The 18,181-nt window shown below is 66.2% G+C and carries 19 protein-coding genes; 10 read left to right on the forward strand and 9 right to left on the reverse strand.

Going from position 1 to position 18,181, the window contains the following annotated elements:
• Positions 1–316 precede the first annotated feature (316 nt).
• The 3 genes from rpsI to C8J42_RS04240 all read right to left on the reverse strand — a co-directional run bounded on the left by rpsI (position 317) and on the right by C8J42_RS04240 (position 2,530).
• The gene (gene rpsI, locus C8J42_RS04230) at positions 317–874 is read right to left on the reverse strand and encodes a 30S ribosomal protein S9 (protein WP_082441435.1); all 558 of its coding nucleotides are present in this window, start codon (positions 872–874) and stop codon (positions 317–319) included.
• Positions 874–1,353 (reverse strand): 50S ribosomal protein L13, encoded by a 480-nt coding sequence (gene rplM / locus C8J42_RS04235; protein WP_082441436.1) that lies wholly within the window; start codon positions 1,351–1,353, stop codon positions 874–876. Before rplM ends, rpsI begins: the two co-directional genes overlap by 1 nt.
• A 124-nt stretch (positions 1,354–1,477) precedes the next feature.
• Positions 1,478–2,530, reverse strand: coding sequence for a COX15/CtaA family protein (locus C8J42_RS04240; protein WP_133018970.1), 1,053 nt, complete (start codon positions 2,528–2,530; stop codon positions 1,478–1,480).
• A 292-nt stretch (positions 2,531–2,822) separates the two neighbouring features.
• Between C8J42_RS04240 and C8J42_RS04245 the strand changes: the two genes are divergently transcribed.
• Together C8J42_RS04245 and C8J42_RS04250 are read left to right on the forward strand one after the other, a co-directional pair.
• Positions 2,823–3,206, forward strand: a complete 384-nt coding sequence (locus C8J42_RS04245) for a MerC domain-containing protein (protein WP_133018971.1) — start codon at positions 2,823–2,825, stop codon at positions 3,204–3,206.
• A 41-nt stretch (positions 3,207–3,247) separates the two neighbouring features.
• Positions 3,248–3,715 carry a transcriptional repressor gene (locus C8J42_RS04250; protein ID WP_107961831.1) on the forward strand — a complete coding sequence of 156 codons (468 nt, stop codon included), beginning with the start codon at positions 3,248–3,250 and terminating at the stop codon, positions 3,713–3,715.
• Between the two features lie 162 nt (positions 3,716–3,877).
• Here the strand turns inward: C8J42_RS04250 and C8J42_RS04255 are convergent, their stop codons facing one another.
• The gene (locus C8J42_RS04255; RefSeq protein ID WP_133018972.1) at positions 3,878–4,408 is read right to left on the reverse strand and encodes a GNAT family N-acetyltransferase; all 531 of its coding nucleotides are present in this window, start codon (positions 4,406–4,408) and stop codon (positions 3,878–3,880) included.
• Between the two features lie 92 nt (positions 4,409–4,500).
• Between C8J42_RS04255 and dxs the strand changes: the two genes are divergently transcribed.
• Entirely contained in the window at positions 4,501–6,423 is a 1,923-nt protein-coding gene (gene dxs / locus C8J42_RS04260) for a 1-deoxy-D-xylulose-5-phosphate synthase (RefSeq protein WP_133018973.1), read from the forward strand.
• A complete protein-coding gene (locus C8J42_RS20015) occupies positions 6,420–6,587 on the forward strand; it encodes a hypothetical protein (RefSeq protein ID WP_165895417.1) in 168 nt (55 codons plus the stop codon). Before dxs ends, C8J42_RS20015 begins: the two co-directional genes overlap by 4 nt.
• Positions 6,588–6,733: 146 nt before the next feature.
• Here the strand turns inward: C8J42_RS20015 and C8J42_RS04265 are convergent, their stop codons facing one another.
• On the reverse strand, positions 6,734–7,405 hold the full coding sequence (locus tag C8J42_RS04265) for an alpha/beta hydrolase (protein WP_056047792.1): 672 nt from the start codon (positions 7,403–7,405) through the stop codon (positions 6,734–6,736).
• A 185-nt stretch (positions 7,406–7,590) separates the two neighbouring features.
• On the opposite strand from C8J42_RS04265, the gene C8J42_RS04270 reads away from it, so the two are divergent.
• The 5 genes from C8J42_RS04270 to proC all read left to right on the forward strand — a co-directional run bounded on the left by C8J42_RS04270 (position 7,591) and on the right by proC (position 10,873).
• Positions 7,591–8,391: a TlyA family RNA methyltransferase gene (locus C8J42_RS04270; RefSeq protein ID WP_133018974.1), complete on the forward strand. Its 801-nt coding sequence runs from the start codon at positions 7,591–7,593 to the stop codon at positions 8,389–8,391.
• A gap of 187 nt (positions 8,392–8,578) precedes the next feature.
• The gene (locus C8J42_RS04275) at positions 8,579–9,130 is read left to right on the forward strand and encodes a TspO/MBR family protein (protein ID WP_243644064.1); all 552 of its coding nucleotides are present in this window, start codon (positions 8,579–8,581) and stop codon (positions 9,128–9,130) included.
• A gap of 51 nt (positions 9,131–9,181) precedes the next feature.
• Positions 9,182–9,469 carry an accessory factor UbiK family protein gene (locus tag C8J42_RS04280; RefSeq protein WP_133018975.1) on the forward strand — a complete coding sequence of 96 codons (288 nt, stop codon included), beginning with the start codon at positions 9,182–9,184 and terminating at the stop codon, positions 9,467–9,469.
• 100 nt (positions 9,470–9,569) lie between these two features.
• Positions 9,570–10,073 (forward strand): YbjN domain-containing protein, encoded by a 504-nt coding sequence (locus C8J42_RS04285; protein ID WP_120299664.1) that lies wholly within the window; start codon positions 9,570–9,572, stop codon positions 10,071–10,073.
• The gene (gene proC / locus C8J42_RS04290; RefSeq protein WP_133018976.1) at positions 10,070–10,873 is read left to right on the forward strand and encodes a pyrroline-5-carboxylate reductase; all 804 of its coding nucleotides are present in this window, start codon (positions 10,070–10,072) and stop codon (positions 10,871–10,873) included. Before C8J42_RS04285 ends, proC begins: the two co-directional genes overlap by 4 nt.
• 27 nt (positions 10,874–10,900) lie before the next feature.
• On the opposite strand, the gene C8J42_RS04295 is transcribed toward proC, so the two are convergent.
• Positions 10,901–12,064, reverse strand: a complete 1,164-nt coding sequence (locus tag C8J42_RS04295; protein ID WP_243644066.1) for an endo-1,4-beta-xylanase — start codon at positions 12,062–12,064, stop codon at positions 10,901–10,903.
• 169 nt (positions 12,065–12,233) lie between these two features.
• Between C8J42_RS04295 and C8J42_RS04300 the strand changes: the two genes are divergently transcribed.
• Positions 12,234–13,568: a chloride channel protein gene (locus tag C8J42_RS04300; protein ID WP_133018977.1), complete on the forward strand. Its 1,335-nt coding sequence runs from the start codon at positions 12,234–12,236 to the stop codon at positions 13,566–13,568.
• Here the strand turns inward: C8J42_RS04300 and C8J42_RS04305 are convergent.
• The 3 genes from C8J42_RS04305 to C8J42_RS04315 all read right to left on the reverse strand — a co-directional run bounded on the left by C8J42_RS04305 (position 13,565) and on the right by C8J42_RS04315 (position 18,147).
• Positions 13,565–15,097, reverse strand: a complete 1,533-nt coding sequence (locus tag C8J42_RS04305) for a L,D-transpeptidase family protein (RefSeq protein ID WP_133018978.1) — start codon at positions 15,095–15,097, stop codon at positions 13,565–13,567. The two genes, C8J42_RS04300 and C8J42_RS04305, sit on opposite strands and share 4 nt — an antisense overlap.
• Before the next feature lie 120 nt (positions 15,098–15,217).
• Positions 15,218–16,198: an MBL fold metallo-hydrolase gene (locus C8J42_RS04310; protein WP_133018979.1), complete on the reverse strand. Its 981-nt coding sequence runs from the start codon at positions 16,196–16,198 to the stop codon at positions 15,218–15,220.
• Between the two features lie 38 nt (positions 16,199–16,236).
• Entirely contained in the window at positions 16,237–18,147 is a 1,911-nt protein-coding gene (locus C8J42_RS04315; protein ID WP_133018980.1) for a S9 family peptidase, read from the reverse strand.
• Positions 18,148–18,181: the final 34 nt, after the last annotated feature.

Genomic DNA, 18,181 nt, shown 5'->3' on the forward strand with positions numbered 1-18,181 from the left:
CTTTGGTATCTGGTAGGAACATCACGTTCGACAAGTTCGACCGCCGTGGCCTCTGCAATAGCCACGCTGCGCGCCAACTCCAACAGGCTCCCCTCCCTGAAAGGGAGGGAGGGGGTAGGTCGGTTTCCGCATTTTCAGCTGTTGGGGCTCAAGCTGGCCGACCCACCCCCGACCCCTCCCTTTCAGGGAGGGGAGATCGTTGGGGTTTGGGGTTGGTTGCAGCTCTCACCCTGGCGTCATCACGCTGTACCCCAAAACTAGAAAGGGCGGCCCGTTGCCGGACCGCCCTTCTGATACGCAGATACTGAAAGCGAGATTAGCGCTTCGAGAACTGGAAGCTGCGACGAGCCTTCGCCTTGCCGTACTTCTTGCGCTCGACGACGCGGCTGTCGCGGGTCAGGAAGCCTGCTGCCTTGACCGATGCGCGCAGCACCGGCTCGAAGCGGGTCAGCGCCTGGCTGATGCCGTGCTTGACCGCGCCGGCCTGACCCGAAAGGCCACCGCCCTTGACGGTGCAGACGACGTCGTACTGACCTTCGCGCTCGGTGATCCCGAAAACCTGGTTGATGACGAGACGCAGCGTCGGACGTGCGAAATACACTTCTTGGTCACGACCGTTGATCGTGATCTTGCCGGTGCCGGGCTTGACCCAGACGCGAGCGACGGCGTCCTTACGACGGCCGGTCGCATAGGCGCGGCCCTGCTTGTCGAGGATCTGCTCGCGCAGTGGCATCGGCTCGCGGACGGGCTCGTTCGAGACCGGCGCTGCGATATCGCCTTCGCTGGTCGGCAGAGCCTGCTCGGCGGGGGCAGCCGGCGCGGGCTGGTTGGTCAGGCTCGCGAGATCGGCGAGCGACTGGCGGTTGTCGGACATTATGCGCCCACCTTGTTCTTGCGGTTCATGCTGCCGATGTCGAGCACGGCAGGGTTCTGTGCCTCGTGCGGATGCTCGGTGCCCTTGAAGATACGCAGGTTGCGCATCTGCTCACGACCCAGCGGGCCGCGCGGGATCATGCGCTCGACAGCCTTTTCAAGAACGCGCTCCGGGAAGCGGCCGTCGAGGACCTTGGCGGCAGTGATGCCCTTGATGCCGCCGGCGTAACCGGTGTGCTTGTAATAGATCTTCTTCGCGGCCTTGTTGCCGGTGAAGCGGATCTTGTCGGCGTTGATCACGACGACGTTGTCACCGCAATCGACATGCGGGGTGAACGACACCTTGTGCTTGCCACGCAGGACGTTGGCGATGATCGATGCGGCACGGCCGACGACGAGACCTTCCGCGTCGACGATATGCCACTGCTTGTCCACCTCAGCCGGCTTTGCCGACTTGGTGGTCTTCATGAGCGCCTTCATGGGCGTTAGACCTTCCAGATTGAATGCAAGCGCACCAAGGGGAGGCCCCACAGCGCGAATGCCGGCCTAATGCTGAAAGGGGGGCTTCAAGTCAAGCTTTCCGCCGGTTTCCTGACGGGTATTATTATACCCGCTGCTTGAGGCGGGGTGCGGTGCCGACTGCGTGGGCTGCGAACATCGCGGCGATCAGGAGGAGCGCGGCGTTGCCCTGGTGTGCGACCGCGACGTCGATCTGCACGCCGGTCATCAGCGTGGCGATGCCGAGCATGATCTGGAGCGTGACGAGCCCGACAACGAAGAAGCCTGCGCTGCTGCCCGTCTTGGTGGCCTTGATCGCCAGCCAGATGAGCCCGGCGGCCGCCGCAAAGGCGAACCAGCGGTGGATGAACTGGACGACGATCGGGTTGTCGACTGCGTTGCTCCAGGCGGGGTTCACCATCGGCACGTCCGCGGGGAATAGTCCGTCGCCCATCAGCGGCCAGCTTGCAAACGCATAGCCGGCGTCGAGCCCGGCGGTGAACGCGCCGTAGACGAGTTGCACGAACAGCAGCGCGAGCGCGACGATCGCTACTGGCGCGAGGCGGGCAGGGGCGGCGAGCGGATTGCGGTGCAGCGCCATCAGGTCGAGCGCGGTCCACACGATCCCGGCGAGGATCGTCAGTGCGGTCAGCAGGTGGACGGCGAGTCGGATGTGGCTGACGTCGGTCCGCACCGACAGGCCCGAGGCGACCATCCACCAGCCGATCGCGCCCTGGAACGCACCGAGCGCCAGCAACGCCGAAAGCCGCCAGCCATAGCCGACCGGGATACGCTTGCGCACCGCGAACCAGATCAGCGGCACCGCGAAGACGAGTCCGATCACGCGGCCCCATAGCCGGTGGAGATATTCCCAGAAGAAGATCGCCTTGAACCCGCCGACCGTCATGTCGGCGTTGAACGCGGCGTATTCGGGGATGCGCTTGTAGGCGTCGAACTCGGCCTGCCACTGCGCGTCGTTAAGCGGCGGGATGATTCCGCTGATCGGCTTCCACTGCGTGATCGACAGCCCCGATTCGGTCAGCCGCGTGATCCCGCCAATGACGACCATCGCGACGATCAGGCCTGCGACCGTGAACAGCCACAGGGCGACGGAACGAGGACGGGCTTTGCTGAGGAAGGCGGCGCTGGGTTGAAGCATGGTGAGGAGATAGTGGTTTGCGGGGCGGGGCGCCATCAGTTCGTGGTGTGCCGTTGCTTCATGTTGCTGGGGGTGCCGCAGGTAGGAGGGCATGGTGTTCTACACCTCCTCCGTCATCCTGACGAAAGTCAGGACCCAGGGTACCAAGCGCTGCCGGTTACGGCTCTGGGTCCTGACTTTCGTCAGGATGACGGCAGAGGCGGGGATGATCAGCAAAGGCGGACGAAATTCCCAACAAAATCTGCAATGTAATGTTGTATCCTTTCAACCGCCCATCTATATCCGACGAACGATGACGCCCTCGGCCACGCATACCCACCGCTTCGCCGGTCTCGATCGCTATGCGATCGGGCTGTCGGGCCTGTGCATGGTGCATTGCCTGGCGACTTCCGTACTGGTCGCGCTGATGTCGACCGCGGGCGGTTTCCTGCTCGACCCGATCTTCCACGAAGTCGGCCTGATGATCGCGATCGGCCTCGGCGCGCTCGCGCTCGGTCGCGGCGTGCTCAACCACGGCTATATGATGCCCGCCGCGATGGGCGCGCTCGGGCTCGGCATCATGGCGGGCGCGATGACGTTGCCGCACGACAGTGGCGGCGGCGAGACGTTGTGGACGATCGTCGGCGTTGGGCTGCTCGCATTCGGCCACGATCTCAACCGTCGCGCGGAAAGCTGAGCGGGTTGCTGGAACCTCTTCGGCATCCTACTTCACCCATCATGGCGCACGCTCACAACCACACCGAACCGCAGGGCGCCGATCTTACCGTCGCAGCACAGACGACGCTCGAAAAGGCTGGCGAGCAATGGACGACGATGCGTGCCAGCGTGTTTGCAGCCCTCGCCAGCTTCGAGAAGCCGGCCTCGGCCTACGACATCGCCGAGGCGGTCTCGAAAGCCGAAGGTCGCCGGGTCGCCGCGAACAGCGTGTACCGCATCCTCGACCTGTTCGTCGGCGCGAATCTCGCGCGGCGAGTCGAGAGCGCGAACGCCTATGTCGCCAACGCGCATCCGGATTGCCTGCACGACTGCATCTTCCTGGTCTGCGACTCGTGTGGCCAGACCACGCATCTCGATAACGACACGATCACCAAGGGTGTGCGGAACGCGGCGGAGGCGGCGGGCTTCTCCCCGGTAAGGCCGGTGATCGAAGTCCGCGGGCGGTGCGCTGATTGCGAGGCGAAGTAGAAGCTTACCCGGCACGCTTATTTCATGATTGAGCCTTCCCTCCCTGGAAGGGAGGGGTAGGGGTGGGTCGGCTGGTTTTGGCCAGTACCGCCTGATCCGGAAGCCGACCCACCCCCGGCCCCTCCCTTCCAGGGAGGGGGGCCGTTGTGTTCTTGGCAAGCGTCAGTTCAAATTCTTCCCCATCCGGATCATCGGCACCGGGACCTCGCCCGGAGTCTCGATCCGCTCGCTCGGCAGATACCCGCAGGCGCGGTACAGCGGCTCTCCGGCCAGCGTCGCCATCATTTCCGCGCGCGCAAATCCAGCCTCTCGCGCTGCGGCCTCGCAAATTGCCAACACCAGCCGCCCGACACCCCGCCGCGTAAAGTCCGGGTCGGTATACATCGCCCGGATGCGCGCCGCGTCATGCACCGGATCGAGCAACGCCGCATCGCGCAACGCCGTGCTGTGATCGCCGCCATAGAGCGTCGCGCGCCGACTCCACCCGCCACATCCGGCCAGCCGATTGTCCGCCTCGACCAGCAGATACGTCCCGTCCGCGATCAACTGCGTATCGAGCCCCATCACCGCGCGGCTCGCCTCGACCTGGGCCGGCGTGAGGAAGTCCCCCTGCAACGCGCCGATCGAACGAGCCATCAGCGCCGAGATCGCCGGAATATCCGCGGCGACGGCAACACGGTGCGTAAAGTTCATAATTGTGCACTTTCCGAGCGATTCCAGTGCGAATGCTACGTCAAGACACGGTAACAATCGACACGATACGCGCGCTGCATTAAGCCCGTCCGATGGCCGACCTTCCCTCGACACCGCTGCTCGACACCGTTTCGACGCCCGACGACCTCCGCAAGTTGCGCCCGGACCAGCTCCGCCAACTCGCCGACGAACTGCGTACCGAGACGATTTCCGCGGTCGGCACCACCGGCGGGCATCTCGGCTCGGGCCTCGGCGTTGTCGAACTGACCACCGCCATCCACTATGTCTTCGATACCCCGCGCGACCGGCTGGTGTGGGACGTCGGCCACCAATGCTATCCACACAAGATCCTGACGGGACGCCGCGACCGAATCCGTACGCTGCGCCAGGGCGGGGGGCTCAGCGGCTTCACCAAGCGTAGCGAAAGCGAATACGATCCGTTCGGCGCGGCGCATTCGTCGACCTCGATCTCGGCAGCGCTGGGCTTTGCGATCGCCAACAAGATCGCTGGGACGCCGGGCAAGGGCATCGCGGTGATCGGCGACGGCGCGATGTCCGCGGGCATGGCGTACGAGGCGATGAACAACGCCGCGCAGGCGGGCAATCGGCTGGTCGTGATCCTAAACGACAACGACATGTCGATCGCGCCACCGGTCGGTGGTCTGTCGGCGTATCTGAGCCGCATCGTATCGAGCCGCGAGTTCCTCGGCTTCCGCGATCTCGCGCGCAAACTCGCCAAGCGGCTGCCGAAGCCGATCGCCAGCGGCATGCGCAAGACCGACGAATTCGCGCGTGGCATGACGATGGGCGGCACGCTGTTCGAGGAACTCGGCTTCTATTATGTCGGCCCGATCGACGGCCACAACCTCGAACACCTTATCCCGGTGCTCGAGAATGTCCGCGATGCCGAGGAAGGCCCGATCCTTGTCCACGTCGTCACGAAGAAGGGCAAGGGCTACGGCCCCGCCGAAGCCGCTGCGGACAAGTATCACGGCGTGCAGAAGTTCGACGTGATCTCGGGCGTCCAGACCAAGGCGCCCCCAGGCCCGCCGCAATACCAGAACGTGTTCGGCGCGCAGCTCGTCGCCGAGGCCGCCAAGGACCCGCGGATCTGCGCGATCACCGCGGCGATGCCGTCGGGCACCGGGCTCGACGCGTTCGCCAAGGCGTATCCCGACCGGTTCTTCGACGTCGGTATTGCGGAACAGCACGGCGTCACCTTTGCGGCCGGCCTTGCCGCGCAGGGGATGCGCCCGTTCTGCGCGATCTACTCGACGTTCCTCCAGCGTGCGTACGATCAGGTCGTGCATGACGTCGCGATCCAGAACCTGCCGGTCCGTTTCGCGATCGACCGCGCGGGGCTGGTCGGCGCGGACGGTGCGACTCACGCCGGATCGTTCGACGTCACGTATCTGGCGACGCTGCCGAACTTCGTCGTGATGGCGGCGGCGGACGAGGCGGAACTCGTCCACATGACGCACACGGCGGCGCAGTACGACACCGGCCCGATCGCGGTCCGCTATCCGCGCGGCAACGGCACCGGCGTTGCGCTCCCCGAGACCCCGCAACTTCTGGAGATCGGCAAGGGTCGCGTCGTGCGCGAGGGCAAGACGGTCGCGATCCTGTCGCTTGGCACGCGTCTTGAGGAAGCGCTCAAGGCCGCCGAGGTTCTCGAAGCCAAGGGTCTGAGCACGACGGTAGCGGATCTCCGCTTCGCCAAGCCGCTCGACGTCGATCTGATTCGGAAATTGCTTACCACGCACGAAGTCGCGGTGACGATCGAGGAGAACTCGGTCGGTGGCTTCGGCGCGCACGTGCTGACGATGGCTTCGGACGAGGGCTTGATCGACGGCGGGCTCAAGCTGCGTACGCTGCGTCTGCCCGACGTGTACCAGGACCAGGACAAGCCCGAAGTCCAATATGCCGAAGCCGGGCTCGACGCGACTGCGCTGGTGGATACCGTGCTCAAGGCGCTTCGCCACAATTCAGGCGGGGTTGCCGAAGCGCGCGCATGACCGGGCCGACCAAGGGCCTTGTGATCATTGCGCTGGCGGTGATCGTGATGGTGTCGTTGAATATTGCGATGTGGCGTCGGATGCGGGGTGGGCTCGCAGCGGCGAAGGCCGAGCAGGCGGCTCATCCCGAACTGTTCGATGAGGATGGTACGCGGATTTCGTAAGCGGACTTTGGTAGCAGCCACCACCCCGACGAAGGCCGGGGCCCAATTGGGAGACGTTGGTAACGGAGCGCGGTGCTTCGTTACTGTGACCTCACCAATTGGGCCCCGGCCTTCGCCGGGGTGGTGTCCTCGTCAGGTATGTGAGGTTAGCCGCCCAAGTAGTGCGTTTGCGCAGCATCCGTTGCGCTTACCGCCAGGATCGACCGCGCTTTGCTCGGCGGCAGAGCCTGCCCTCGACCATCACCACTTGCCGCGATGACGCGCTCGAGCAGATCCTGCCCTTCGCGCCACCAGCCGATCCCACTCGCGGCATTCAAATGCCCCTGCGGCCCCGCATCGACGAAGTGGCTGCCCCAGTCCGCCGCCATGCTGTGCGCGCGCTCGGGCGTGACCCAGGGATCGTCGCTGCTCGCCACCACGATCGACGGGAACGGCAAGGGCGTTCGCGGCGTCGGCGAGAAGCCCTTCAGTTCCGCCTGCGCGCCGCCGCGATCGACGTCCGCCGGCGCCACCAGCAACGCGCCGGCCACGGGCCAGCCATAGGGCTGCGGGCTGAGTTCGGCCCACCACGCCACCGCGAGGCACCCGAGGCTGTGCGCGGCGAGGATCACCGGTGCCTGTGCCTGCCGGATCGCTTCGTCGAGACGCGTCACCCAGGCGTTGCGGTGCGGCGTGTTCCACATGCCGAGTTCGACGCGAACCGTGTCGGGCCGCGCCTCTTCCCATAACGTCTGCCAGTGCGAAGGACCCGATCCACCAAGGCCGGGCACGGTCAGGATCGTCGGCTGGACGGAATCATACGGTGCGAAAGAACCCACAGCGCTTCTCCTTCTCCAAAACCTCGTTCTTCGAGGTCGGGAGCGTGGCCGAAGGACGCTCTAGGGCACGCCATCCGGTCACGATCCCATGCCCTCAACGTAATCCTACTCGATCGATAGGCAATGGCATTGCGGCGAAAGGAAGGCAGCTTGCGGCAATCGGATCGGACGGCGATAGCGGGCGGATGGTGAAGGTACGTGCAGACCAAATGCTGGTCGACAGGGGGCTGGTCGAGTCGCGGACGCGCGCGCAGGCGCTGATCATGGCGGGCCTCGTGTTCGCGGGGACGAAGAAGGTCGACAAGCCGGGACAGACGCTGGCGGACGACGTGCAACTCGACGTGCGTGGTCGCGATCATCCCTGGGTCTCGCGCGGCGGGATCAAGCTGGCGCACGGCCTTGCGCATTTCGGCTGGGATGTGACCGGCGCGGTGGCGATCGACGTGGGCTCGTCGACCGGCGGCTTTACCGACGTCATGCTGAAGAACGGCGCGGCGAAGGTCTACGCGGTCGATAGCGGGACCAACCAGCTTGCCTGGTCGCTCCGGCAGGATGAGCGCGTCATCGTCCACGAGCAGACGAGTGCGCGGATTCTCACGCCTGCGCATATCCCGGAGCCGATCGACCTGATCGTATGCGATGCGAGCTTCATCGGCTTGGCCAAGGTGCTGGAGCGGCCGATTTCGTTTGCCAAACCCGATGCGCGGCTGATGGCGCTGGTGAAGCCGCAGTTCGAGGCGGGACGCGGCGAAGTGGGGAGGGGTGGTGTGGTCCGCGATACCGCGATCCACCAGCGCGTCTGCGACGAGGTCGCGACGTGGCTGACGGGGCAGGGGTGGAGCGTGGTAGGCGTGGTCGAAAGCCCGATCACGGGGCCCGAGGGTAATGTCGAGTTCCTGATTGCGGCTTTGCATGGCGAGAGTGCGACGGCGGAACAGCCGGCCTCGGACGTGCTCAACGATCGCGAAACGCCTTCGTCATCCTAACGAAAGTCAGGCCCCAGAGCCACGCGGGGCGCGCGCGGTACCCTGGATCCTGACCTTCGTCAGGATGACGGCGTGGGTAGGTAGCGTGCCGGAATGAACCACTAGCGGAACGATTCTCCACCAAACTCGGTTTACCGATCGCAAAATGCGCGCCAGGACGAGCGCGCGTAGAGGCGGAAGGATTTGTGTGGGCGGTATCGCTTCGAAGGGCCAGTTGAGGATGTCATTCCTCCGCTGGGCGGTCGTGACCGTGCCCCTGATCCTGTTGCTGGGCTTCCTGTCCGGCCGATCGGTCAGCGTCGGCAGCGAGAATGGCTGGTACATGGCGCTCGCCAAGCCTGCGCTGAACCCGCCCGGCTGGGTGTTCCCGGTCGTTTGGACCACGCTCTACATCCTGATTGGCCTCGCGCTCGCGATGATCCTCAACGCGCGTGGCGCTCGGTTGCGCGGACTGGCCGTCGCGCTGTTCGTCGGCCAGTTCCTGCTCAACCTCGCCTGGACGCCGATGTTCTTCGGCGCGCACAAGATCGGGCTGTCGGTGCTGGTGATCGTCGCGATGCTGGCATTGTCGATCGCCGCGACCTTCGTATTCGCGCGCATCCGCCCCGCCGCGGCGTGGCTGATGGTGCCGTACATGGTGTGGATCAGCTTTGCCGGCGTGCTAGCGTTCAGCATTGGGCAGTTGAACCCCGATGCCGAAACCCTTGCACCCGCGCCGCATACGTCCCAAATGCTGTGACGCAGCAGTCACTGTAACAGTCACTGCGACAGTCTTTGGGATTTTGAAGCAATGCAGTCCGAAAACCGCGTGTTCGACGATATCGTCAAGGTCTTGAACGGTGCTGCCGGTACGCTTGCGGGCGTCGGTCGCGAAGCTGGTTCGGGGGCGCGGGAACGCGCGCGCGAATGGCTCGGCGGGCTCGACTTCGTCAGCCGCGAAGAGTTCGATGCGGTCAAGGCGATGGCATCGGCCGCACGCGACGAAAACGACGCGTTGAAGGCTCGGCTTGACGCGCTTGAAGTCAAGTTCGCAGCACAATCGACGGTAAATGTACCGCTCGGGGCGTCGGTCGACTGACTTTTCCACAGTTTTCCGCAGAATTGGGGCCGATGGGGTTGTCGGGGCGTTTTTGCCTCGGCACCCTTTGTCGTGCGATAAGGACCGCCAGGACCCTATGATGCTTGAACACGCCGACCACGACCACGAAGACGCCGCCCCGATCGACATGCTCGAGAGCTATTACGCTGCGCATGGCTGGGAGCATGAGCGTCACGACGACGAGATCGTCGCGACCGTCAAGGGAAGCTGGGCGACCTATGAACTGCGCGCGCTGTGGCGCGAAGACGATAGCGTCCTGCAATTCCTCGCTTTTCCCGACATCAAGGTGCCCGACGAGCGGCGCCAGGCGGTCTATGAGACGATCGGGCTGGTCAATGAACAGCTCTGGATCGGGCATTTCGAGCTGTGGTCGTCGAGCGGCATATTGCTGTTCCGGCACGCGGCGATGGTCGACGGGGGTGACGACGGCACGATGTCGCTCGACGCGGCGGAACTGCTGGTCGAATCGGCAATCGAGGAGTGCGAGCGCTTCTATCCCGTGTTCCAGTTCGTGCTGTGGGGTGGGAAGAGCCCCAAGGAAGCGATCGCCGCGGCACTGATCGAAACGCACGGCGAGGCATGAGCTTTCCGGCAGGTCCGCTATGGCTGATCGGCTGCGGCAACATGGGCGGCGCGATGCTGCGGCGGTGGATCGCCGCCGGGCTTGATCCGGCGACCGTTACGGTGATCACGCGGAGCGGGCAGGGGGCACCCGAAGGTGTCCGTTCGCTGACCGCGCTTCCCGACGGGGAGGCGCCCGCGACGGTGATGCTCGCGCTGAAGCCGCAGCAGATCGATGCCGCGCAGGCTTTGCTGGCACCCATGCGAGGCAAGCCGCAACTGCTCCTGTCGATCCTCGCCGGTGTCGACCACGCGGCACTCTCCCAGCGGTTCGCGGCTGACACGATCGTCCGCGCGATGCCCAACCTTCCGGTGGCGATCGGCAAGGGCGTGACGTCGCTCTTCACTGTTAGCGCGTCTGAAGAGGCGATAGCAGCGGCGGAGGCATTCGCAGCCCCGCTCGGCCATTACGAATGGATCGCCGACGAAGCGCATTTCGATGCGGTGACCGCGCTTGCCGGATCCGGCCCCGGGTTCGTGTTCCGATTCGCCGATGCGCTCGCCAAGGCGGGTGCAGCGCTCGGGCTGCCGGCGGACCAGGCGGCGCGTCTCGCTATCGCAACTCTGGAGGGTTCTGCAATCATGGCGGCCGAGGCAGACGTATCGCCCGGCATACTCGCCGACCGCGTCGCCAGCCCCGGCGGATCGACCCGCGAGGGCCTGAACGTCCTCGACCGCGACGACGCCTTGGTCACGCTGCTTACCGCGACGCTTGCCGCCTCCGAACGCCGCAACGCCGAAATGGCGGCTGCGGCGCGTTAGAGGCGGCGTGGAATGTCGTGGGAATCGCTAGCCGCGCGGTGCTGCCGCGGTGAAGGCAGCGGCGATTGCGGCGTGCATCGGCTTGGCGACGAACGCGGCGTCGTACGGGCAGGGGCGGCGGCGAGCCTTGTCCTTGCGCGGCTCGAAACCCTCGATCCAGCTGTAGCGATCGGTCATGCCCCACAACAACACGTCCTTCAGCGCCGGGTAGGCGAACATCAGGTCTAGATAGCCGCGCGTGAAGTCGGCCACTCCCTGGTCGCGTGCGGCGACGTCGGCGGGGAGATTATTGTCGCGGACGTCGAGTTCGGTGATGACGATGGCATAGCCCATCGCGGTGACGGCATCGATGAAACGACGCCATTCGCCTTCCAGCGCCGCGATCGCGGCGCGGGTGTCGGTGCCTTGCGTGACGAGGTGCGACTGGACGCCGAGCGCGTCGACCGGAACGCCGCGCGCCTTGAACCCTTCCAGCAGCTTGAGGACGCCGGCGCGGTGCTGTGCGTTGCCCGGCTCCCAGCTCATATAGTCGTTATAGACGAGTTGCGCGTGTGGGGCTGCGGTGCGCGCCGTGTGGAAGGCTAGGTCGAGCGTCGCCTCGGGGCTGCCGAGGGCGCGGGACAGGGCGGTCGTATACAGCGTGCCGTCGGCGGGGGTGACCGCCTCGTTGACGACGTCGTAGCTGCGGATGCGCGTGCCATAGCGCTGGCATACCGTGGTGATGTGCCGGACGAGCAACTGTTCCGCCGCACGCGTGGGCGTCGCGCCGAAATCGTGGCTTTCCTCCCATTTCGGCATCCATTTCGGCTGGTGCCACAGGAGGTTGTGGCCGCGGACGGGCAGTGCGTTGGCATCGGCCCACGCCATCATCGCGTCGAACCGCGCGAAGTCGAAGGTCGTGGCGCTGGGGCGGAGCGCCTGCCACTTCATCTCGTTCTCGGGCACCAGCAGCCCGCAGTCGCGCTTCAGCAGTCTCGCATAGGCAGGGTTGGCGAACGAGCCGCGGTCCGCGCCGGGTTCGCTCCACGCGAAACAGGAGCCGAGGCGCATGCCCTTGGCTGCTGCCAGCGATTGCAGGCTCCCGTCGGCGCCCGTCGGGCGCAGGATCGATCGCGCCTGGGCATTCGCCGTAGCACCGGCAGCCGCGAGCCCCGCCAGCATGCCCAGTCCGTCCCGTCGTGTAATGTCCACGAAGCATCCTCATTATATTTTTATGATAGCGCTATCGTTGTTAGATATCGGGACGATGTCAATCGCTTACCGGGCCGCCAAGGCCTGCGCGCCGCCAGGTTGCAGGCGGGTGACCCTGGCGGGTGACGGGGCGGGTGACGTGGCGGGCGGCATGAACTAGATCGACATCATGCCTGGGCTCTTCGATCATCTTATGCCGGCGAAACGCTGGACGCCGTCGCGGTACCGTGCGTTGCTGCGTGCACGGGGGCCGCGGTCCGTTCAGTTTCGCACTCGTGCGGCGATCCTGACGGGGGCGATCCTGATCGGCGTCGTAGCGACGCTGTTCGCCGAAGCGGCGGACTGGGCGGCTGGGGTGTTCGCCGGGTACGCGCAGAGCTGGCACTGGCTGCCGCTGTTGACGACGCCGCTGACGTTCATGGCGCTGGTCTGGCTGACGCGGCGGTACGCGCCGTTCGCGCGAGGATCGGGTATTCCGCAGGTGATCGCGGCACAGGCCGATCCGAACGAGGCGACGCGGACGCTGATCTCGCCGCGTACCGTCGCCGCCAAGGCCGTGCTGACGATCGGCGCGGTGCTGGGCGGTGCGTCGGTCGGGCGCGAGGGGCCGACCGTCCAGCTTGCCGCGGCGGTGATGGGCGCGACGCACCGGCTGGTCCGCGTGCCGTTGCGGGGCGGCGTGCTGATCGCCGGTGGCGCGGCGGGTGTCGCAGCCGCGTTCAACACACCGCTCGCCGGGCTGTTGTTCGCGATCGAGGAACTGGCGTCGGCGTATGAGCAGCGCGTGACGCTGCTGGTCCTCGCCGCGATCGTCATCGCCGGGATGGTCGCGCAGTCGGTGCAGGGCGACTACATCTATTTCGGTGCGATCGGCGCGCATATGCCGTTGCTGTCGGCGCTGCTGGTAGCGCCGGTTGCGGGAATCGCCGGCGGGATGGCGGGCGGTCTGTTTTCCCGCACGCTGCTGGCGATGGCGCAGAGCCGCAACCGCATGACGACCTGGATCCGCGCCAACCCGGTCAAGTTCGCGGGAGCGTGCGGTGCGGTCGTCGCGGTGCTGGGCGTGTTCACCGGCCTGACCTGGGGAACGGGCTATTCCGCGGCGCGCGCGATGATCGTCGGTGTCGATGCACCCTTGTGGTTCGGACCCGCCAAGTTCGTGGCGACCGCCGCGACCGCGATCGCGGGGTTGCCCGGCGGGATCTTCGCGCCGTCGCTCGCGGTCGGGGCTGGCGTCGGCAATTTGCTCCGCGAAGTGTTTCCCGGCGAACCCGCAAGCGCGATCGTGATCCTGGGGATGGTCGCATATTTCGCGGGTGTCGTCCGCGCGCCGCTGACCGCGGTCATCATCCTGTCGGAGACGACCGCCAGTCGCGGGCTGATGCTGCCGATGTTCGCGACCGCGTTCATCGCCGATGCGGCCAGCCAATGGGTCTGCCGCGAGAAGCTGTACCACGGGTTGTCGAAGACGTTCGCGATGCCCGCAACGCCGAAAGTCCCTTAGGGCCCGATATCGATCGCCTGCGCCTCGGCCCGTTTTGCGGATGCCTTGGCGAAGCCGAGTTGCTCCGCGATCGGATCGTTCCAGCCGTAAGGATCGGTCCGAAATGCGACCTTGCCGGCGTCGTCGACATAGACGTTGTGGTACAGCAGCCGGACCGGAATGCGGCGGGGCAGGGGGACGAAGCTGGTCTCGCCCGAATCCTGCGCCGTCTGCCACGCCTCGCCGACGCCTTCGTCCTCCGCGAGGATACGCGCGAACCCCAACGCATCCTCGACGCGGACGCAACCATGGCTCAGGTGACGCTGGCTGCGATCGAACAAGCCCGGCGCGGACGTGTCGTGAAGATAGATCGCCTGATCGTTGGCCATGTCGAACTTGACCATGCCGAGTGCGTTGCTCGGCCCCGGCTGCTGGACGATCCAGCCATCGCGGACGACCATGTTGTGCGCGGTCAGATACTCCTCGCCGACATTGGCCATCTCGCCGTTCTGGATCGATTTGGGCACGGTCCAGGTGGGATTGGCAACCAGACGATAGATCGGCGACGATAGCGCCGGCGTCTCTCGGCCGGGTTCGCCGACGATCACCTTGCGCTGATCGATCATCGTGCCGTCGCGGTAATAGCGAAGCTGTGCGGCGGCGGTGTTGACGTCGATCCGCGTGGGCGGCGGCGTTCGTGCCAGCCACCGCCGCCGTTCGAGCCCGACCGCGAGCGCGCGCGCACGGTCGCCCGCGCCAAGGTTCAGTACCTTCAACGTCTCGGGTCCGACCACGCCGTCTGCGGCGATGCCGTAGTCGGTCTGGAGCCCTTTCAGCGCCTCGGCCATTGCCTGCGTGTAGATCATTGGTGCCGCGGTCGTCGGCGTGGTCGCTGTCGGCGCGGTTGGCGCTGCGGCTACGGCGAGCGGGCCGGTCGACGAGGGAAGATATCCGCTCTCAGCTAGCTGCTCGACGATCGTGGCGACACGCGCGTCGCGGTTGCCGACGCGGATGACGCCGGAGGGTATCGCCTGGACCGGCGTTGCGGTCGACGCCTTGGCGCTGAAGGCAAGATACGCGTCGGAGAGTTGTTTATACTCGGCATCCTGCGGTGGGAGACCGTCGAACCATGCGACGAGATCGCCCTTGGCCAGCGCGCGGGAGAGGCCAATGGCGAGATCGACCTTGGGGCGGGGCAGCGTGTAGACCTCATGCAGTGAGGCGGGGTCGGTGCGGCCCTGTGCGAGTGCGCCGGCATAGTCGAGCGCGGCCTTGGTTCGCGCGGCATCGTCGACGGGCGGGGCGCCGTCGGCGGGCGCGGGTAGGAACTCGACCCGATCGAGGCCGTGGCGCGCACGGTCGGCAAGGATTTGATCGAAGGCTGCGATGTTTGCCGCAGTCCAAGCGGCCTTGGTCGGAGTGGCCTTGCCAACTGCCTTTGGTGCCGACTTCGATGCGGTGCGGGGCTGGCCTTCCGCGATGGCCTTTGTTGAGACGATGGGCTTCGGCGCGGGAGCAAATCCACCGAGCGCCAGAGCCAGGACCGGCATGCAACCCGAAGCGAGTTGCATCCGTAAAGTTCGTACTGTCATCGGTGGATAACGTTTGGACCGTTCGATGGGCTCACATGAGCGGCGAATTTCTCGGTTCCTGGGTTCGGCTCCCGTTGATCAGCCGAAATCAAAGACGCCGCCGGGTGGTGCTGCGGCAAACTTCTCGCGAGGTATCGCCGCTGCGTCCAGCGCTTCGGCCAACGCAATTTGCGGCGCGTCGCGTGCTTCGTCGGTCAACTGGAACGTGCCCCAGTGAATGCCGAGCGCCCGTTTCGCGTTGACCTCGCCGAAGATGCGCACCGCCTCGGCGGGATCAACATGCTGCCCGGCCATGAACCAGCGCGGGGCGTAGGCGCCGATCGGGATCAGCGCGACGTCGGGCGCGCCGAGACGCTCGCGGATCTGGCCGAAGATCGCGCCATTGCCGTACGCGGTATCGCCCGCGAACCAGATCGCACCGGCGGGCGTGTCGAGCCAGTGTCCGGCCCATAAAGCCATCCGGACGTCGCTCGGCCAGCGGTTGGCCCAGTGATAGGCGGGCGTGATCGTGGTGGAGATGCCGTTGACGATCGGCAGGCGGTCCCACCAGTCGCCGACGACGCACCGAGCGTCGGGCACCGCGGCGCGCAGGATCGTATCGTTGCCGAGTGGGAGGACGAACAGGGGCGTATGCGCCACCTGGAGCCTGCGCAAAGTGGCGACGTCGAAATGGTCGTAATGGCAATGGCTGATGAGGACGACGTCGATCGGCGGCAGGTCGTCGAAGGCGATACCGGGTGCCGCGACTCGCTTTGGCCCGGCGAACGAGACGGGGCTCGCGCGCTCCGACCAGATCGGGTCGGTCAGGATGTTGAGCCCCGCCACCTGGATCAGCATCGATGCGTGCCCGATCATCGTGACACGGATCCCGTCGACGCGCGCGTCGGGCTTGGCCGGCATGACCGGCACCGAGCGCGGCCATTTCGCGACACCGGGCGCCAGCTTCCACCGCAGCACGTCTTTCAGGCCGCGGTCGGTCGGCGCCTGCCCCGGATTGAAAAACCGGAGACCATCGAAATGGTCGGACGGGGGACCCTGATAATATCGGTTCTGCGGCATGCGCCTGCCTAGCCCGAAGCCCCCCGGCCGCCCAGACGCTACTTCGCGTTCTTCACGTATTTGTCGAACCACGCGATCGACCGCTGCCGGACGTCCGCGGACTGTTCGGGGCCCGTCACGCAGTGGCCGGCGTCGGGATAGATCACCAAGCTGACGGGGACGTTCTGATCCTTCAGCGCGTGCCACCATTCGATCGATTGGGTCGGCGGCACCTCGATATCGCGCTCGCCGACATAGATGAACGTCGGCGTCCGCGCGGTCTTCGCGTGATAGATCGCGGAGACGTCCTCATACGCCTTCATGTCGTCGTACATCGACTTGCCGAAGAACGGCAGCAGCCACTGGTCGATGCCGTTGGTACCGTAATAGCTGACCCAGTTCGACAGGCCGGCGCCGGCGACGATGCCCTTGAAACGGTTGGTCTGCGTGTTGGCCCACATCGCCATGAACCCGCCATAGCTGCATCCGCCAAGGCCGAGGCGCTTGTCGTCGACCGGGGCGACGCGCTCGACCGCATCGACGCCGGCCAGCACGTCGCGCAGGTCGCCACCCCCGAAGTCGCGCTTGTTCGCGGCGGTGAATGCCTCGCCTTGGCCGTAGCTGCCGCGCGGATTGGGCAGGAACACGTAATAGCCCGCCTTGACCAGCGCAGCGTTGAGCGAGGTCGGATAGAGATAGCCGGGCGTCGAGGCCGCCGATGGGCCGCCGTGGACGATCGTGATCATCGGTGCCTTGCCAGCCGGCGCGGTACGGGGGGCGAGGAGCCAGCCCTGGACGTCGTAGCCTTCGTTCTTCCAGCTGATGCTCCGTGCGGCGGCGAGCGCGGGCATCGCGTCGTTGTCGTGCGTGATCTGCTTCACGCCCGCGTCCCGAGAGCCGAGCGGGCCTGCGTAGATCGCCGGTGCGTGCTCGTAATCTTGTACCACCGCGGCAGCGATCCGCCCGTCCGCGGAGAACACCGCGCGGCCATCGCCGGCGCTGGAGCTTGCCGGCTTGGCAAAGCCCGGCACCACCGGTTGGCCGGGGGTGAGGGTGCCGAACTGCATCTGGTCGCCGGCGAGCGTCACGGTGCGCAGGCCGCCGCGGGTCCAGGCGATCGTCGTCACCGTCGACTTGGCGCCGGCGGTGACATTGCGCGGGGTGCCGCCCTCCAGCCCGACCGTGAAGACGTCGCCGCCGATCGAGCCCAAATCGCTCATCAGGCCGCCGACATAGGCGACGGTGCGGCCATCGGGGGACACGCGCGGCTGGTTGATCTGCGTCGTCGGCCTGGCGATCGATCGGACCGCGCCGGTCTGCGCATCTATCGCGTCGAGCGTCGCCACCCACCAGTTGTTGTCGCCATTGCCGAGCGCGGTCGTCGCGACGAACCCGCGGCCATCGGGCGTCCAGTCATATTCATAGACATAGCGCCCCGCAGGCGAGAGCGGCGTCACGGTCGTCGTCGCCTTGGCGATGTCGAACACCGCGAGGCGTTGTTCGTCGCTCTTCTCGCCGATCTCGCCGATCATCCGGACGCCGGCCTGCGTCGCGCCGGACTCCTTGGCGGCGCCGAGCGTCACCAGCAGCGCGATCCGCTTGCCGTCGGGCGACACGCGCGGAGTCTGCGCGATACCGGCGATGGTCGCGACGGTGCGTGTCGCCTTGGCGTCGGCATAGGTCAGCCGGACATTGCCCGCCGCGCTGTCGCGGACCAGGAACACCAGGTCGCCATTCGGCGCGAAGGTCAGCCCCGCATAGCTGCACGTCGCGCACGGATCGATGGTCCGCAGAACGCGCCCGTCGGCGGCGTTGCGCAGCGTTATGACACCGTGCGCGCCGCTGTTTTCAATGGTCGCGGTGCGATCACCCGCTGGAGACAGCGCGAGCCCGCCATATTGGTGGAGCGTCTGCGCGGACGCAGGCGCGGCGGTCGCGAGGAGAAGGGCGGCGGTGACGGTAAGGCGCATCGGGGGCTCCGGCAGAACAGGTTGTCTCTGCTTA

The organism is Sphingomonas sp. PP-CE-1A-559 (assembly GCF_004340965.1).
Lineage (GTDB): Bacteria > Pseudomonadota > Alphaproteobacteria > Sphingomonadales > Sphingomonadaceae > Sphingomonas.

Coding starts and splice junctions, on each gene's coding strand:
- rpsI (WP_082441435.1), bottom strand. CDS start 874: ATGTCCGACAACCGCCAGTCGCTCGCCGATCTCGCGAGCCTGACCAAC.
- rplM (WP_082441436.1), bottom strand. CDS start 1,353: ATGAAGGCGCTCATGAAGACCACCAAGTCGGCAAAGCCGGCTGAGGTG.
- C8J42_RS04240 (WP_133018970.1), bottom strand. CDS start 2,530: ATGCTTCAACCCAGCGCCGCCTTCCTCAGCAAAGCCCGTCCTCGTTCC.
- C8J42_RS04245 (WP_133018971.1), top strand. CDS start 2,823: ATGACGCCCTCGGCCACGCATACCCACCGCTTCGCCGGTCTCGATCGC.
- C8J42_RS04250 (WP_107961831.1), top strand. CDS start 3,248: ATGGCGCACGCTCACAACCACACCGAACCGCAGGGCGCCGATCTTACC.
- C8J42_RS04255 (WP_133018972.1), bottom strand. CDS start 4,408: ATGAACTTTACGCACCGTGTTGCCGTCGCCGCGGATATTCCGGCGATC.
- dxs (WP_133018973.1), top strand. CDS start 4,501: ATGGCCGACCTTCCCTCGACACCGCTGCTCGACACCGTTTCGACGCCC.
- C8J42_RS20015 (WP_165895417.1), top strand. CDS start 6,420: ATGACCGGGCCGACCAAGGGCCTTGTGATCATTGCGCTGGCGGTGATC.
- C8J42_RS04270 (WP_133018974.1), top strand. CDS start 7,591: ATGGTGAAGGTACGTGCAGACCAAATGCTGGTCGACAGGGGGCTGGTC.
- C8J42_RS04280 (WP_133018975.1), top strand. CDS start 9,182: ATGCAGTCCGAAAACCGCGTGTTCGACGATATCGTCAAGGTCTTGAAC.
- C8J42_RS04285 (WP_120299664.1), top strand. CDS start 9,570: ATGCTTGAACACGCCGACCACGACCACGAAGACGCCGCCCCGATCGAC.
- proC (WP_133018976.1), top strand. CDS start 10,070: ATGAGCTTTCCGGCAGGTCCGCTATGGCTGATCGGCTGCGGCAACATG.
- C8J42_RS04300 (WP_133018977.1), top strand. CDS start 12,234: ATGCCTGGGCTCTTCGATCATCTTATGCCGGCGAAACGCTGGACGCCG.
- C8J42_RS04305 (WP_133018978.1), bottom strand. CDS start 15,097: ATGCCGGTCCTGGCTCTGGCGCTCGGTGGATTTGCTCCCGCGCCGAAG.
- C8J42_RS04310 (WP_133018979.1), bottom strand. CDS start 16,198: ATGCCGCAGAACCGATATTATCAGGGTCCCCCGTCCGACCATTTCGAT.
- C8J42_RS04315 (WP_133018980.1), bottom strand. CDS start 18,147: ATGCGCCTTACCGTCACCGCCGCCCTTCTCCTCGCGACCGCCGCGCCT.